Source organism: Enterovibrio sp. QJM3NY_24 (assembly GCF_057786035.1).
This window is the reverse complement of record NZ_CM173519.1, coordinates 1-16,258: the sequence shown is the minus strand read 5'-3', so window position 1 is coordinate 16,258 and position 16,258 is coordinate 1. Positions and strand designations below refer to the sequence as shown.

Below are 16,258 nucleotides of genomic sequence, written 5' to 3'. Positions count from 1 at the left end.
ACACCATGAAAAACGTCGTGATTGTCGATTGTATTCGAACCCCAATGGGTCGCTCAAAAGGCGGCGCATACCGTAATGTTCGTGCGGAAGATTTATCTGCGCACCTAATGCAATCTCTTCTAGCCCGAAACCCACAACTCGACCCCACCGAGATTGAAGATATCTACTGGGGTTGTGTGCAACAAACCCTAGAGCAAGGTTTCAACATTGCTCGAAATGCTGCGCTGCTGGCAGGCATTCCGCATTCGGTTGCCGCAACAACCGTCAATCGTCTTTGTGGTTCATCCATGCAAGCCCTGCATGATGCCACGCGTGCCATCATGGTCGGTGATGCCAATGTTTGCTTGATTGGTGGTGTTGAACATATGGGTCATGTCCCAATGACCCACGGTGTTGATTTCCATCCAGGGATGTCAAAGTCCGTTGCCAAAGCCGCAGGCATGATGGGTTTGACTGCAGAAATGCTTGGCCGCATTCATGGCATTAGCCGCGAGCAGCAAGATGAGTTCGCCGCACGTTCACATCGACGTGCCTATGCAGCTACACTCGAAGGCCGCTTTAAAAATGAAATCATGCCGACCGAAGGCCATGATGACAAAGGCGGTTTGATTCTGATGGAAAACGACGAAGTTATCCGCCCTGAGACCACGGTTGAAACCCTTTCGGGTCTGCGCCCAGTGTTTGATCCGGTAAATGGTACCGTCACAGCAGGTACATCTTCGGCTCTATCAGATGGCGCTGCCGCCATGTTGGTGATGAGCGAAGAGAGAGCCAAGGCACTCGGTTTGCCAATTCGTGCACGTATTCGCTCAATGGCAGTCGCTGGTTGCGATCCGTCTATCATGGGATACGGTCCTGTTCCTGCTAGCCACAAAGCATTAAAGCGTGCTGGTGTAACCATTGACGATATCGGCATGGTTGAACTAAACGAAGCCTTTGCTGCGCAATCATTGCCATGTGCCAAAGATCTCGGCCTACTCGACAAGGTCGATGAGAAAGTGAACCTCAATGGCGGTGCCATTGCGCTCGGTCACCCGCTCGGCTGCTCTGGGGCGCGGATCTCGACTACGCTTATCAATCTAATGGAACACAATGATGTAGAAATGGGCCTTGCAACCATGTGCATCGGTTTGGGTCAAGGCATCGCGACTGTTTTCGAACGCGTCTAAACGCCACCCTCACCAAACACAAAAAGCCGGGGAAATTTCTCCGGCTTTTCTATTTCTCATTCTGTTTTTTTGTTATATATGCACTGAACGCATAGATAAGATGAGTTAGTTTCATTATTTTCATGGCCTATTTGGTTCTACACTGTAGGCATATTGATAACCTTCTATTTTTCTTCCCCTTTCCGGAGGACTCGCCATGTTTAAGGCACTTGTACTAGAGCAAGCAGACAAAGTTACCACCGCATCGATTCAACAACTTGATGTCAGTCAACTACCTGAAGGCGACGTGCTTATCGACGTCGACTATTCATCGCTGAACTACAAAGATGGCCTTGCGATCACAGGTAAAGGGCGAATCGTCCGCGATTTCCCTATGGTGCCAGGCGTTGATCTAACCGGCACTGTTGCCGAATCATCAGACACTCGCTATACCGTCGGTCAAAAAGTCGTTCTCACCGGATGGGGTGTAGGTGAAGGCCATTGGGGCGGAATGGCGCAGAAAGCGCGTTTAAACGCTGATTGGTTGGTGCCTCTTCCAGAAGCATTGTCTGGCGATCAAGCCATGAAAATTGGTACAGCAGGCCTTACTGCCATGTTGTGTGTTCAAGCCCTTCAAGATGCCGGTATTACACCTGAAAAAGGTGAGATATTAGTAACTGGCGCAAGTGGTGGCGTAGGCTCAGTTGCTGTTACTCTGCTTGGCGTACTTGGTTATCAAGTAGCGGCCGTAACAGGTCGTGCTAGTGAAAACGGTGAGTGGCTGAAATCACTAGGTGCATCACGCATTGTAGAGCGCAGTGAGTTTGATGAACCAGATCGTCCGTTGGAAAAACAACTATGGGCAGGTGCCATTGATACCGTCGGAAGCAAGATGCTGGCAAAAGTATTGGCGCAAACTCACTATGACGGCGCTGTTGCAGCTTGTGGTTTGGCAGGCGGCTTCGATCTCCCTACTACCGTGATGCCATTCATTCTACGTGGTGTAAAACTGTTGGGTGTGGATTCGGTTAACGCACCATATGAGCGTCGCCAAAAAGCATGGAAGCGCATCGCCGAATTGCTTCCAGCAAGTTATTACGACCAAGGCTGCCGCGAGATTTCACTCGAAGAAGTTGCAAAGGCAGCAGAAGCGATCACCCTCGGTCAGATCACCGGACGCGTCGTGATTAAGCTGTAATACCCTTTCCATACAAACAAAACGGAGCCTAGTGCTCCGTTTTGTTTTTTTCTACGTTTACCCCAAGCCCATATCTTTTATCCGACTAGATATCAGCCTGCCGCACTCTTCTTTAATCAAATTCCGGAGCCAGATCTGTGAAGCCGAATGATCCGATCTTGGGTGCCAGATCAACGAATAATCAAAAGGTTTAAATTCAAACGGTAAAGGCTTGATCACCAGATCATGCTTATCCCCCACCAAATAGGCTAGATCAGCGGGCACCGTAATAATCAAAGGAAGGCTATCAAGCATAGCGATAGCCGCTTCAAGATGATAAGCGCGAAGTGCGAGTTTTGGCGCTGGATGACCACGCAATGCAATATCAATAAGAGCTTTTACACCATCACTGATGGCAATCACTGCATGTGGGTAGGATAAGTAGTCATCCAATGTCAGTGTTTTATCCGCCAATGGATGATGCTTTGCTACTAAGCAAAACACACTCACCAAGCCGAGGGTGTCAGATTGTAATGGATCTACTCTGCCTGTTGGACGGCAGATAGCCATATCACAGCCATCGGTAGTCAATTGACGCACCAACTGTTCATGGTGAAGCGGTGCAAACTCTAGCGACAAACCCGGCGCTTCCTCGTAAATACGCGGCAAAGCAAATGGCAAGATAGTTTGCATTGCATAATCCGTCGTCGCAATTTTAAATTTTTGCGCGCATTTAGCCGGGTCAAATTCTTCAGGGGATAGCACGGTTCGCAGCGCATCTAATGGCACGGTCAACGATTGATTAAGCTCTAGCGCTTTCTGCGTGGGTATAAGCTGCTGACCGTGTCTTGTAAACAGCGGATCATTCGTTAAGTTTCTTAAGCGCCCCAGTACTCGACTCATCGCAGACTGACTCAAGCTCAAACGAATAGCCGCTTTGCTTACGCTTCCTTCTTCAAGCAGCACGCGAAGCGCGATAAGCAAGTTAAGGTCACGGCGATAGATATCTTCAAGTTCCATAGGCAGCCTAACAAATGGTATGTTTAGCGATTATACCTGACCAACGCGTTGATATCGGTAAATGTGGTGGTAAGCTTTGCCAGAAAACACCATGAAGCGCTGAGTGATACCGAGATTATTTATTACCTATCGTTTCTGCACGATTGCTAAAGCAAGAGGCAAAAGTAACAGGTAAAAAAATCCCGCATTAAAGCGGGGAAGCCCAAGAAAACTGGGTAGTGAGTGTAGTCGATGAGTGAGTTAGCCAAGCTGCTTCGCTTTGCTCAGTAATATCGAGCACCTTCGTTAACAACTTGTTAATTAATCTACACAGGTTTTTTACAATTCCAAGCCCTGTTGATTATTTGTTCTTCATAAGTATGATCAGGTCGATGTTTTTTGTGTGACGCGAGAAAATGAATTCAGAATTTGGAAGTCCGGATCACCTTTTAGACGCAGAAGGTCTGCGCTGTCCTGAACCTGTCATGATGGTCAGGAAGACAATCCGTAATATGTCTGACGGTGAAACGTTGCTGGTGACCGCAGATGACCCGTCTACCACTCGTGATATCCCAAGCTTTTGTCGCTTTATGGATCACACACTGATTGCACAAGAATCAGATACGCTCCCTTACCGATATCTGATCCGCAAAGGTTTGTAGCAAATAGTACGAAACGCCCATAAAAAAGGCAGCCATTGGCTGCCTTTTTTCTGTTTGTCAGTAGGGTGGCGTCTGTTGAACATCGCTGATTTTTTGCCTTAACAAGGCGTTCTCATGTTCGAGCTCTCGAATCGCCTTTTTCAAGGGAAACACATAGCGAACACGTATCATTGCATCAACCGATAAGTAAGTGGTTACTATGGCACCAACAACCATGGGTAGCCACATGTCTGTTAAAACCATACCCAGGATATTCAAGACTAATGCAACGTGAAACAGCCATAATTGGCTTTTGGGGCTGATCACTTGAAACCTGTCCATAACATGCTCCTCAATCACCATTTAACCTGTTTCAAATTACCATTAAACATGCAATTTGATTGTCGAAAGACTCACATATTCCATTACTGTTCTTGTGTCTATCCCATTGCGTATGTGGTTATTGCAAGCACAGCAAACAGACCCGCCGTAACATACCGTACGACATTCAGTGGCAATGCATTAGCAGCTTTTTTACCCAGAAGCACGACTGGCACATTAGCCAGTAACATACCAATCGTTGTACCAATCACCACCATTGTCAGCGCATCGCTATTTTGTGCCCCTAACACTGTGGTCACCACCTGGGTTTTGTCACCCATTTCAGCGATAAAAAAAGCAATAAAGCTGGCCACAAACGGACCCCTACTGGATGGGTTTTCATCATCATCCAGTTTATCCGGGATCAAAATCCAAAGTGCCATTGCCGCAAAGCTCGCGATCAGCACCCAACGCAATACGTCCGGCGTTAAATAGTCTGCCACAACAACACCTAACCAAGCGGCTATGGCGTGGTTCAACAAGGTAGCAAACAAAATTGCAAGAATGATAGGTACAGGTTTACGGTAACGGCTTGCTAATAGCAGTGAAAGGAGTTGTGTTTTATCACCAATTTCCGCCAATGCGACGGTGGTGATAGAGATTGCTAGAACGCTCATACTGTCTTCCGGGGCAGGGTTTATTATCGATAACCATGACAGATCTCACGCCCCGCCCGGTTCGTGTGATGTGTCATTGGTCTCGTCAAACCTACGTTGTCGTATGTCGCCATTACCATGAAGATGGGCTTCAAATATGTTGATAATGGCCTCGCTGGCGCGAGAGACTACTCCCCAAGAGCGCGCGCATTCTATCGTCAAATCATTCAAAAACTCAATGCCCTAAATTTCTCCCTTTCGAGTTCCGTCGCTCCTATAACGTTAGACGGACAAAAAACCGCCATCAGCGCTACTTATCCCTCGTTTAGCGCGTTATAATCTCGTGTTATTTTCCATTCATTTACATAACCGCGCGAACCTGACGATGCATAAATTCGACGTTAAAACTTTTCAGGGCATGATCCTCGCGCTGCAGGATTACTGGGCCCAACAAGGTTGTACTATCGTACAACCTCTCGACATGGAGGTAGGTGCTGGCACCTCTCATCCAATGACTTGTCTGCGTGCTATCGGCCCCGAGCCAATTGCAGCAGCCTATGTTCAACCTTCACGTCGTCCGACTGATGGCCGTTACGGTGAAAACCCTAACCGCCTGCAACACTATTATCAGTTCCAAACCATCATGAAGCCGTCTCCTGACAATATTCAGGAGCTGTACTTGGGTTCGTTACGTGTTTTGGGCATTGATCCAGAAGTACATGATATCCGCTTCGTAGAAGACAACTGGGAAAACCCGACATTGGGTGCCTGGGGTCTTGGTTGGGAAGTGTGGCTGAACGGCATGGAAGTGACACAGTTTACTTACTTCCAACAAGTTGGCGGCCTAGAGTGTAAGCCTGTTACAGGCGAAATCACCTACGGCATAGAACGTTTAGCGATGTACATTCAAGATGTAGATTCTGTCTACGATCTGATTTGGACAGATGGCCCATTTGGCAAAGTCACGTATGGCGACATCTTCCATCAAAATGAAGTTGAACAATCGACGTATAACTTTGAACACGCTGATGTGGACTTCCTGTTCATTTACTTCGATCAGTGCGAAAAAGAATGTAAAACCCTGCTTGAGCTTGAGAAGCCACTGCCGCTTCCTGCCTATGAGCGCATTCTAAAAGCGGGTCATGCATTCAACCTTCTCGACGCACGCAAGGCCATCTCGGTGACTGAGCGTCAGCGTTACATCCTACGAATTCGCAACCTGACTAAAGCTGTTGCTGAAGCGTATTACGCCTCTCGTGAAGCGCTTGGCTTCCCGATGCTGAAAAAGGATGAGGAGAAGTAAAATGGCAAAGAATTTCCTGATTGAGTTAGGTACTGAAGAGTTACCACCAACACAACTTCGTACACTGGCAGAAGCCTTTGCAGTGAATTTTGAGCAAGAGCTTAAAGACGCTGAACTGACGCACGAAGGCGTTACGTGGTTTGCCTCTCCTCGCCGCTTGGCATTGAAAGTGACAGCGCTGGCTGAGCAACAAGCTGACAAGCAAGTTGAAAAGCGTGGCCCTGCCGTTTCTGCGGCATTCGATGCCGAAGGAAACGCGACCAAAGCCGCTCAAGGCTGGGCGCGTGGTTGTGGAATTACCGCTGACCAAGCCGAACGTCTGAAAACTGACAAAGGCGAATGGCTGCTGTTCAAACAAGACGTGAAAGGCCAAGACACTAAATCTATCGTGGTAGCACTGGCTGATAAGGCACTGGCTAACCTGCCTATCGCCAAGCCAATGCGTTGGGGTGACAAAGACACCCAGTTTATCCGTCCGGTTAAAACCCTAACCATTCTGCTCGACGACGAATTGATCGAAGGCAGCATTATGGGAGTGGCGTCGGGCCGTACTATCCGCGGTCACCGTTTTATGGGTGAAGCGGAGTTCACCATCGACAATGCCGATCAGTACCCAGAGATTTTGGAGACGCGCGGTAAAGTCATGGCCGACTACGACAAACGTAAAGCCATCATCATTGCCGATGCAAAGAAAGCCGCAGAATTAGTGGGTGGTATCGCCGACCTTGAAGATGACTTGGTCGAAGAAGTCACCTCCTTGGTTGAGTGGCCAGTAGTGCTGACTGCAACCTTCGAAGAAGAATTTTTGAAGGTTCCAGCTGAAGCATTGGTTTACACCATGAAAGGCGATCAGAAGTACTTCCCTGTTTATAGCGAAGACAAGCAACTGCTGCCGAACTTTATCTTCGTCTCGAACATCGAGTCGAAAGAACCTCGTCATGTTATCGAAGGTAATGAGAAAGTCGTTCGCCCTCGCCTCGCTGACGCAGAATTCTTCTTTAATACTGACCGCAAACGCCCTTTGATTGATCGCCTGCCACAACTGGAAACCGCTATTTTCCAGAAGCAGCTTGGTACCATTAAAGACAAGACTGACCGCATCACTGAGCTTGCTGGCTACATCGCTGACAAGATTGGCGCCGATGTCGAAAAAGCGCAGCGCGCAGGCCTGCTGTCTAAGTGTGACTTGATGACCTCAATGGTCTTTGAGTTTACCGAGACACAAGGCGTGATGGGTATGCACTATGCGCGTCATGACGGTGAAGCTGAAGAAGTTGCTGTTGCGCTGAACGAGCAATACATGCCGCGTTTTGCTGGCGATGATCTGCCAAGCGATGGTGTGTCTGCCGCAGTATCTATGGCAGATAAGCTTGATACCCTTGTTGGTATTTTCGGTATTGGACAAGCGCCTAAAGGCTCTGACCCGTTTGCACTTCGCCGTGCTTCACTGGGTGTGCTTCGTATTATCGTTGAGTACGGTTACGATCTCGATCTGGTCGACCTTGTGGCGAAAGCAAAGTCTTTGTTTGAACAAGAAGACGGAAGCACCCGCCTGACTAACGACAATGTTGAGTCTGAGGTTATCGACTTCATGCTGGGTCGTTTCCGCGCCTGGTATCAAGATGAAGGTCATAGCGTTGATGTAATTCAAGCTGTTCTTGCTCGACGCCCAACGCAACCGGCTGACTTTGACCAGCGCGTTAAGGCCGTGACTCACTTCCGTTCACTGGATGCTGCTGAGTCTTTGGCTGCTGCAAACAAGCGTGTTGGTAACATCCTCGCGAAATTTGACGGTGAGCTACCCGCGTCTATCAATGCAAACCTTCTAGTAGAAGATGCAGAGAAGGCATTGGCTGAAAAAGTCACTGCATTGGTTAACGACCTAGCGCCGATGTTTGCTGCTGGTGACTACCAAACGGCGCTGACGCAATTGGCTGACCTTCGCGAGCCTGTCGATAACTTCTTTGATAACGTGATGGTAATGGCAGAAGATGAAGCGCTTAAAGCGAACCGTCTTGCTTTGCTAAGTACCTTACGTAGTCAATTTATGAATGTTGCTGACATCTCTTTACTGCAGAAATAGACGAAAAACAGATTAAGTCGCTGCACAAGTTAGTCGATTTAATACGCTAATCTAGCCCCGCTCTCGCGGGGCTTTTTTCTATCTATCGCACATCAACACTTTCGTTTCACATTCAATGTTCCACGTGAAACATTACCACCGAGAAGTCCACGGCCGAATGATACTCATCGCTTCATATCCTCGATAAAACTCAGCCAAATTTGCACGTTCATTTTGTGCACTGATTACTGTATGTTGACTGCTATAACACAAGGATTGAATAGATATAACGAAAGGTCTTACAGGTATGCAGTTTTCAACTTTCGGGACAAAATTTTCCCAACACTCAGGTATAACCCAGTTGATGGATGACCTGAACGACGGCCTAAGAAACCCTGATGCCATTATGCTAGGTGGCGGAAACCCAGCCGCTATTCCTGAGATGATTGAGCATTTCGAACAACTCAGCCAAAAAATGCTAGAAGATGGGTCGCTTGTTGCTGCCCTCTCTAATTATGATGGCCCGCAGGGAAAGACTGAGTTTATCGCAGCGCTGGCTGAGCTTCTCAATAAGACGTTTGGTTGGCAGATAAGCAGCAAAAATATCATGCTCACTAACGGCAGCCAGTGTGCATTTTTCTACTTGTTCAATCTGTTCGGTGGTAAATATGATGATGGTAGCTTTAAGAAGATACTTCTGCCTCTGACACCTGAATATATTGGCTATGCCGATGCTGGTTTAGACCCTGATATTTTTACGAGCCTAAAACCGACTATCGAGTACTTAGACAATCGCCAGTTTAAGTACCATGTCGATTTTTCAGCACTTGAGATCGATGATTCGATCAGTGCGATATGCGCCTCACGTCCAACGAATCCAACAGGAAACGTGCTCACAGACGAAGAAGTAGAAGAGCTTGATAAGCTTGCCCGTAAGCACAACATTCCGCTTATCATCGACAATGCTTATGGTGTTCCTTTCCCAAACATCATCTTTGAAGATGTTAAGCCGTTTTGGAATGACAACACCATATTATGCTCAAGCCTATCTAAACTCGGACTGCCCGGTGTGCGTTGTGGCATCATCATCGCGAACGAAGAGACCATCACAGCATTAACCAACATCAATGGTATTGTGAGCCTATCTCCGTGTGGTGTTGGCCCAGCACTTGCTCTGGAAATGATCAAGTCTGGTGATCTACTGCGTCTGAGTAAGGATGTAATAAAGCCCTTCTATCATGCAAAAGCATTGAGAAGTATCGAACTACTTCAACAAGCAATACCCGATCCAAGGTTCAAAATTCATAAACCCGAAGGCGCGATTTTCCTATGGCTATGGTTTGAAGGTTTACCAATCACAACCAAAGAATTGTATCGCCGATTAAAGGAACGTGGCTTACTTATTGTACCTGGGGAATACTTCTTTATCGGATCAGAAATGGATTGGAGCCATACTCACGAGTGCTTGCGAATGAACTATGTTCAGGATGATGAGAAGATACAGCGTGGGGTAGAAATCCTAAAAGAAGAGATTGAAAAAGCGTATAGCGAATCCTAACGCTAAGGTGATGTTTCACGTGGAACAATTAATCTTCAATTGATACCACCAGCTGTTCTGAATAAATAGCCCGCCAATCGTGCGGGCATTTTATTGTTTCAAACCCTGTCTATCTTTGGCCCTCGCTCAATGAAACATCGATGAACACAGAATCCCCATCAAGTCTCATCAATCATTTAGCCAAAACACGATAAGAATATAAATATCATGACGCGATAGAACACACCTTTCTTACACAATTTCACTTGAATGTAGATATCCATCATTCAGCATGAGGTTATATCTATATTTTTCATACACTTGCATCACCACATAACGCTACGCAAAAAAAACGCCGCATAAGCGGCGTTAGGTACTCAGATTTTACGTAGCTCGACGTGTCTACACGTCCAAGTTGGCCACTTTAAGCGCATTGTTTTCAATAAATGCACGACGTGGTTCAACGTGGTCACCCATCAGGGTAGTGAACAATTCATCCGCGGCAACTGCATCTTGAATCGTTACACGCAACATACGGCGTGACTCTGGATCCATCGTGGTTTCCCAAAGCTGATCGGGGTTCATCTCACCCAAACCTTTATAGCGTTGGCGAGAGAGACCTCGGTTCGATTCTTTAATAAGCCATGCAAGTGCGTCAGCAAAACTCTTAACCGGCTGCTTACGTTCGCCACGTTGAATGTACGCTGTGTCATCAAGCAGACCATCAAGCGCTTCTGCCAAATCAGCAATACGTCCGTACTCTTTTGAATTGAGTAGGTCATAACTGATCAGATACTCATGAACAACACCATGGGTACGAACGACCAGCTCTGGTTGGTAGGCGTTGCGCTCTTCGTCAAATTTAACCACTGAGCTGTATTGGCTTTCACCCGACGAATTCTTATTCAGTACTGCAGCGATTTTTTCAATCCATGCTTGTACCGCTGACTCGTCTTGCAATGAATCAACAGGTAAACGCGGTTGGTAAACCAACTCATTCAACAAGGCTGATGGGTAACGACGTGACATACGTGCGATTAGTTTCATCACGCCATTGTATTGCTTGATCAGCGACTCAAGAGCAACACCGCCAAGTGCAGGTGCATCTTGGTTAACATACAAAGACGCATTTTCAAGCGCCAGCGCAACTTGATATTGCTCCATCGCCTCATCATCTTTGATGTACTGCTCTTGCTTGCCCTTCTTCACCTTGTAAAGTGGCGGCTGAGCAATATAGATGTAACCACGCTCAATCAGCTCAGGCATCTGGCGATAGAAGAAGGTTAACAGTAGCGTACGGATGTGCGACCCATCGACATCGGCATCGGTCATGATGATGATGCTGTGATAACGCAGCTTATCTGGGTTGTATTCATCGCGACCAATACCACAGCCCATGGCCGTGATGAGTGTGGTCACTTCTTGAGAAGAAAGCATTTTGTCGAAACGTGCTTTCTCAACGTTCAAGATCTTACCTTTCAGAGGCAGGATAGCTTGGTTCTTACGGTTACGTCCCTGCTTGGCTGAACCGCCAGCAGAGTCCCCTTCCACAATATATAGTTCAGAAAGTGCAGGGTCTTTTTCTTGGCAATCAGCAAGCTTACCTGGCAAGCCACCCAGATCTAACGCGCCCTTACGGCGAGTCATTTCACGTGCTTTACGCGCGGCTTCACGAGCACGAGCTGCATCAATGATTTTGCTACAGACAATCTTGGCGTCTTGTGGGCTTTCAATTAGGAATTCACCCAATTTCTCGTTCATTGCCGACTCAACCGCTGACTTCACTTCAGAAGACACCAGTTTGTCTTTGGTCTGGCTAGAGAATTTAGGATCAGGCACTTTTACCGAAACAACCGCAGTCAAACCTTCACGCGCATCGTCTCCAGACGTCGCGGCGTTGGCTTTTTTCGAGTAGCCTTCTTTTTCCATGTAGCTATTAAGCGTACGGGTCAGCGCTGCTCGGAAACCGGCAAGGTGAGTACCACCATCACGCTGAGGAATATTATTCGTAAAGCAGTAGATATTTTCTTGGAAGCCATCGTTCCACTGCATTGAAACTTCAACCGTCACACCATCTTCACGCTCATGTTCGAAATGAAACACAGATGGGTGAATTGGCGTTTTGTTGCGGTTCAAGTGTTCTACGAATGCGCGAATACCACCTTCATAGGTAAAGTGATCATGCTTGTCTTCTTCACGCTCATCGTTCAAACGAATTGATACGCCAGAGTTCAAGAATGACAGTTCGCGTAAGCGTTTAGCCAGAATGTCATAATGGAAGAGAAGATCAGTAAAGGTTTGGTCACTTGGCCAGAAACGGATGCGAGTTCCCGTTTCGTCCGTATCACCAATCGGCGCTAATGGTGCTTGTGGCACACCATGAACGTAAATTTGCTGATAGATATGGCCATGACGCCAAATGGTCAATTCAAGCTTTTCAGACAGTGCATTAACCACTGACACGCCCACGCCGTGAAGGCCGCCTGATACCTTGTAAGAGTTGTCATCGAACTTACCACCCGCGTGAAGTACCGTCATGATAACTTCAGCCGCTGACACGCCTTCTTCTTCATGGATATCGACAGGAATACCGCGACCATCATCTTTAACGGATACTGAACCATCTTCATGGATAGTTACCGAAATATCGCTACAGTGACCAGCGAGAGCTTCATCGATAGAGTTATCGACGACCTCAAAGACCATGTGGTGCAAACCGGTACCGTCGTCAGTATCACCGATATACATCCCCGGACGCTTTCTTACCGCATCCAGACCCTTGAGTACCTTGATACTCGATGAATCGTAATTGTTGGACATTGAGTTACTCTCGCTTATTTTATTCTGCGGCTATTTTACCGTGTTCCACATGAAACATCTTACTATTTTCGTCGCACATTTCAGCGACCTGATCGGCACTAATGGCACTAACAAATACCTGAGCACCTGTGGCCTTTAACTGCGCGGCCAAGAGCGCCCGACGCTGACTATCCAGCTCCGACGCAAAGTCATCTATCAAATAAATACATTGCTTACCTTTGTCTTCGGTAAGCTGTTGCCCTTGCGCCAGACGCAATGCGCATACCATCAGTTTTAGCTGCCCTCGAGAGAGCACATCTTCCACTGGCGTATTATTTATACGCAGGCGTAAATCAGACTTATGTGGACCACTGACGGTATAACCGAGTTGTTGATCGCGAAGGAAGTTATCTTTCAGCAATTCAGCATAATCGGTGTCTTTGTCCCAGCCTCGTGTATAACTCAGCTTAATTTCATATTCAGGCAAAAAAGCCTGACACAATGTCGATGCGCGTTCAGCCAACTTACTAATGTACTCGCGTCGCCACTGATCAATTTGATTCGCTAGTGGTGCCAACTCGGCATCCCAATAACTCAGCTCGCGATAATTTCTTGCTGTTTTTAATAGCGCATTGCGCTGCTTGGTCAACCGTTTAACACGAGACCAAACAGGGTAAAACTGAGGTTCCACATGGAACACGCCCCAATCGATAAACGACCGACGAAACTTAGGTCCACCTGTCAGCAACTCAAACCCTTCAGGGGTGATAAGTTGCATCGGTAGCACTTCAGCCAACTGAACCAGCTTTTGCCCTTTTTCTTCGCCGATTTTCACATCGGTAGAACCGTCACGATATTTTTGAAGCCCTACGGGCAACAAGGCATCGGTATCGGGATTGGTAACACGACCGTGCACGACCAATCTATCTTGCTGATATCGGATAACGCGTCCCGTTAACGGACTGCGAAAAGAGCGACCATGACCAAGATAATACACCGCCTCTAGTACACTGGTTTTTCCGCTGCCATTAGGACCAACAAGAAAATTGAAGCCTGATGACAGGCTAAGGTCACAGGCTTCAATATTTCTCAGATCATGAATAGATAATCTGGACAGTGCCATATTAAAGACGGATCGGCATCACCACGTACATGGCATCATCACGGCTAGCATCTTCAACCAGCGTACTCGCGGTTCCATCTGTCATTGAAAAACGCACTTGCTCGCACTTCAGCGTGTTGAGTACATCAATCACATAACTAACGTTAAATCCGATCTCGAGATCGTCGCCCTGGTAATTCACATCCACGAACTCTTCCGCTTCTTCCTGCTCAGGGTTATGCGCAGAAATGCGTAGTTGCCCGTTACTTAAATTAAGACGAACACCTCGAAATTTCTCATTCGACAAAATGGCGGCACGAGACAGCGCTTGACGTAGTTCGTCACAATCCGCTTCCATCGTTTTGTTTGATGATTGCGGCAACACGCGTCTGTAATCAGGGAAACGGCCATCAACCAACTTAGAGGTGAAGATAAACTGATTCACCTGAGCACGAATGTTTGCACTACCAATCTGGATGGTAACGGGCGCTTCCGGCTGATCAAGAAGACGCATCAACTCTGTCACCCCTTTACGAGGGACAATAACTTGCTGATTTTCCAGCTCGCTTTCCAGTGCAGTGATACCGACCGCCATACGGTGACCATCTGTCGCGACGGAGCGCAATGTTGTGCCATCCGTTTCCAATAACATGCCGTTTAGGAAGTAACGTACATCCTGATTAGCCATGGAAAACGAGGTGCTTTCAATCAACTGACGCAACTTGCCTTGCTCAACAGTGAATTCGACACTGCTCTGCCAATCTTCAATGTTAGGGAAATCAGAAGCAGGTAGCGTTGATAAAGTAAAACGACTGCGCCCTGAACGGATAACAGCGCGGTCACCTTCCACCAAGAAGTTAATCGGCGCGCTATCTGGTAAGCCGCGACAGATGTCGAGGAACTTACGGGATGGTACTGTCACTGCACCATCTTCTGATTCGCCATCTAGCGAAATCGCAGCAATCAACTCTACTTCCAAATCAGTACAAGTCATCGACAACTGGCCGGACTGCACTTTCAATAGAATGTTGCCAAGGATCGGCAGCGTTGGTCGTCCCCCTAGCGCACCAGAGACCTGTTGCAAGGGTTTCAAAAATTGGTCACGAGTAATAATAAATTTCATATTAAGACGACAGAGTCCGGATCAAGTTTGAGTAATCTTCTTTTATATCGTGGCTTTCTTCGCGCAGCTGTTCAATCTTTCGGCACGCATGAAGTACAGTAGTATGATCTCGGCCACCAAATGCATCACCAATTTCAGGAAGACTGTGGTTTGTCAGCTCTTTCGACAAGGCCATCGCGACCTGACGAGGACGTGCAACAGAGCGACTGCGACGTTTGGATAATAAATCCGCCATCTTGATTTTATAATACTCAGCGACTGTCTTCTGAATATTATCGATAGTAACGAGCTTTTCTTGCAAAGCCAGCAAATCACGTAGGGCTTCACGAACAAAATCAATGGTGATGGCACGACCGGTGAAGTTAGCATTCGCTATCACGCGGTTAAGCGCACCTTCGAGCTCACGAACATTAGACCGCAGACGTTTGGCAATAAAGAACGCCACTTCATCAGGCAGACGAATGTTATGCCCTTCCGCTTTCTTCATCAAAATCGCCACGCGTGTTTCTAATTCTGGCGGCTCTATCGCAACGGTCAAACCCCAACCAAAGCGGGACTTTAACCTGTCTTCTACCCCATTGATCTCTTTAGGGTAACGATCAGACGTCAGAATGATTTGCTGGTTGCCTTCGAGAAGCGCATTAAAGGTGTGGAAAAACTCTTCCTGAGAACGCTCTTTATTGGCAAAAAATTGGATGTCATCAATCAGCAACGCATCAACACTGCGGTAGTAGCGCTTAAATTCTTCAATCTGATTATTTTGTAGTGCTTTCACCATATCTTGAACAAAACGTTCTGAGTGCATGTAAACCACACGTGCATCTGCCTTGCGATCGCTAATGGCATTACCCACCGCGTGCAACAAGTGCGTTTTACCCAAGCCTGTACCGCCATATAGGAAAAGCGGGTTGTACGCAGCGCCAGGGTTATCAGCCACTTGGCGAGCTGCCGCCAGTGCTAATTGGTTAGATTTACCTTCAACAAAGTTGGTGAACTTGTGTTTAGGGTTAACATTTGAGCGATGGTTAGCGTCAGATTGAACCGGTGAAGGCGCAGGCTCCCAAGTACGGCCTACGCTAGGTCTTGCGACGGGTGCAGCTGGCACGGGGGCAACAGGCTGACTCGGTCGTGTCACGGATGCGACAGGTTTACTGCCGACTTCGAAGCGCAGCATGGGCACGTCATTACCGCAAAACTCATTCAATAACTGATTGATACTATTCAGGTATTTATCGCGAACCCAATCTAAAACGAAACGGTTTGGCGCGAACAAAGTCAAGGTATTGTCATTTAACTCCGCCTGAAGCGGTCGAACCCACATGCTGAATTCTGTTGCAGGGAGATCCTCTTGAAGGCGCTGAAGGCACTGCAACCAAAGCGAAGATGACAC

13 protein-coding genes are annotated in these 16,258 nt (G+C 47.4%); 6 read left to right on the top strand and 7 right to left on the bottom strand.

The genetic code is table 11. The features are described 5' to 3' along the window. Positions 1 to 5 precede the first annotated feature (5 nt). Both fadA and acuI read left to right on the top strand, forming a co-directional pair. A complete protein-coding gene (gene fadA, locus AC3CIC_RS00065) occupies positions 6 to 1,169 on the top strand; it encodes an acetyl-CoA C-acyltransferase FadA (protein ID WP_394213381.1) in 1,164 nt (387 codons plus the stop codon). Between the two features lie 196 nt (positions 1,170 to 1,365). Beyond that, positions 1,366 to 2,346 (top strand): acrylyl-CoA reductase (NADPH), encoded by a 981-nt coding sequence (gene acuI / locus AC3CIC_RS00060; protein ID WP_488515068.1) that lies wholly within the window; start codon positions 1,366 to 1,368, stop codon positions 2,344 to 2,346. A 57-nt stretch (positions 2,347 to 2,403) separates the two neighbouring features. Here acuI and AC3CIC_RS00055 read toward each other — a convergent pair whose 3' ends face one another. Beyond that, positions 2,404 to 3,345: a LysR family transcriptional regulator gene (locus tag AC3CIC_RS00055; RefSeq protein ID WP_488515067.1), complete on the bottom strand. Its 942-nt coding sequence runs from the start codon at positions 3,343 to 3,345 to the stop codon at positions 2,404 to 2,406. A gap of 395 nt (positions 3,346 to 3,740) precedes the next feature. Between AC3CIC_RS00055 and tusA the strand changes: the two genes are divergently transcribed. After that, entirely contained in the window at positions 3,741 to 3,986 is a 246-nt protein-coding gene (gene tusA, locus AC3CIC_RS00050) for a sulfurtransferase TusA (protein WP_026024078.1), read from the top strand. Between the two features lie 57 nt (positions 3,987 to 4,043). Here the strand turns inward: tusA and AC3CIC_RS00045 are convergent, their stop codons facing one another. Together AC3CIC_RS00045 and AC3CIC_RS00040 are read right to left on the bottom strand one after the other, a co-directional pair. Beyond that, entirely contained in the window at positions 4,044 to 4,307 is a 264-nt protein-coding gene (locus tag AC3CIC_RS00045; protein WP_017005042.1) for a hypothetical protein, read from the bottom strand. A gap of 98 nt (positions 4,308 to 4,405) precedes the next feature. Continuing rightward, on the bottom strand, positions 4,406 to 4,963 hold the full coding sequence (locus AC3CIC_RS00040) for a TMEM165/GDT1 family protein (protein ID WP_488515066.1): 558 nt from the start codon (positions 4,961 to 4,963) through the stop codon (positions 4,406 to 4,408). Between the two features lie 364 nt (positions 4,964 to 5,327). On the opposite strand from AC3CIC_RS00040, the gene glyQ reads away from it, so the two are divergent. The 3 genes from glyQ to AC3CIC_RS00025 all read left to right on the top strand — a co-directional run bounded on the left by glyQ (position 5,328) and on the right by AC3CIC_RS00025 (position 9,865). Further along, positions 5,328 to 6,245, top strand: a complete 918-nt coding sequence (gene glyQ, locus AC3CIC_RS00035) for a glycine--tRNA ligase subunit alpha (protein ID WP_016961795.1) — start codon at positions 5,328 to 5,330, stop codon at positions 6,243 to 6,245. 1 nt (position 6,246) lies between these two features. Further along, positions 6,247 to 8,328 carry a glycine--tRNA ligase subunit beta gene (gene glyS, locus AC3CIC_RS00030; protein ID WP_488515065.1) on the top strand — a complete coding sequence of 694 codons (2,082 nt, stop codon included), beginning with the start codon at positions 6,247 to 6,249 and terminating at the stop codon, positions 8,326 to 8,328. 286 nt (positions 8,329 to 8,614) lie between these two features. Then, complete coding sequence (locus tag AC3CIC_RS00025; RefSeq protein ID WP_488515064.1) at positions 8,615 to 9,865, top strand: valine--pyruvate transaminase; 1,251 nt, start codon at positions 8,615 to 8,617, stop codon at positions 9,863 to 9,865. A gap of 381 nt (positions 9,866 to 10,246) precedes the next feature. On the opposite strand, the gene gyrB is transcribed toward AC3CIC_RS00025, so the two are convergent. Genes gyrB through dnaA form a run of 4 tightly spaced genes read right to left on the bottom strand, consistent with a single transcriptional unit; the run spans position 10,247 to position 16,258 of the window. Further along, positions 10,247 to 12,664: a DNA topoisomerase (ATP-hydrolyzing) subunit B gene (gene gyrB, locus AC3CIC_RS00020; RefSeq protein ID WP_026024077.1), complete on the bottom strand. Its 2,418-nt coding sequence runs from the start codon at positions 12,662 to 12,664 to the stop codon at positions 10,247 to 10,249. Between the two features lie 19 nt (positions 12,665 to 12,683). After that, positions 12,684 to 13,766 carry a DNA replication/repair protein RecF gene (recF, locus tag AC3CIC_RS00015; RefSeq protein WP_488515063.1) on the bottom strand — a complete coding sequence of 361 codons (1,083 nt, stop codon included), beginning with the start codon at positions 13,764 to 13,766 and terminating at the stop codon, positions 12,684 to 12,686. Position 13,767: 1 nt separating this feature from the next. Beyond that, positions 13,768 to 14,868, bottom strand: coding sequence for a DNA polymerase III subunit beta (gene dnaN / locus AC3CIC_RS00010; protein ID WP_016961800.1), 1,101 nt, complete (start codon positions 14,866 to 14,868; stop codon positions 13,768 to 13,770). Between the two features lies 1 nt (position 14,869). After that, positions 14,870 to 16,258: a chromosomal replication initiator protein DnaA gene (dnaA, locus tag AC3CIC_RS00005; protein ID WP_016961801.1), complete on the bottom strand. Its 1,389-nt coding sequence runs from the start codon at positions 16,256 to 16,258 to the stop codon at positions 14,870 to 14,872.

Coding starts and splice junctions, on each gene's coding strand:
- tusA (WP_026024078.1), top strand. CDS start 3,741: ATGAATTCAGAATTTGGAAGTCCGGATCACCTTTTAGACGCAGAAGGT.
- recF (WP_488515063.1), bottom strand. CDS start 13,766: ATGGCACTGTCCAGATTATCTATTCATGATCTGAGAAATATTGAAGCC.
- glyQ (WP_016961795.1), top strand. CDS start 5,328: ATGCATAAATTCGACGTTAAAACTTTTCAGGGCATGATCCTCGCGCTG.
- dnaN (WP_016961800.1), bottom strand. CDS start 14,868: ATGAAATTTATTATTACTCGTGACCAATTTTTGAAACCCTTGCAACAG.
- gyrB (WP_026024077.1), bottom strand. CDS start 12,664: ATGTCCAACAATTACGATTCATCGAGTATCAAGGTACTCAAGGGTCTG.
- AC3CIC_RS00055 (WP_488515067.1), bottom strand. CDS start 3,345: ATGGAACTTGAAGATATCTATCGCCGTGACCTTAACTTGCTTATCGCG.
- fadA (WP_394213381.1), top strand. CDS start 6: ATGAAAAACGTCGTGATTGTCGATTGTATTCGAACCCCAATGGGTCGC.
- AC3CIC_RS00040 (WP_488515066.1), bottom strand. CDS start 4,963: ATGAGCGTTCTAGCAATCTCTATCACCACCGTCGCATTGGCGGAAATT.
- AC3CIC_RS00045 (WP_017005042.1), bottom strand. CDS start 4,307: ATGGACAGGTTTCAAGTGATCAGCCCCAAAAGCCAATTATGGCTGTTT.
- AC3CIC_RS00025 (WP_488515064.1), top strand. CDS start 8,615: ATGCAGTTTTCAACTTTCGGGACAAAATTTTCCCAACACTCAGGTATA.
- glyS (WP_488515065.1), top strand. CDS start 6,247: ATGGCAAAGAATTTCCTGATTGAGTTAGGTACTGAAGAGTTACCACCA.
- acuI (WP_488515068.1), top strand. CDS start 1,366: ATGTTTAAGGCACTTGTACTAGAGCAAGCAGACAAAGTTACCACCGCA.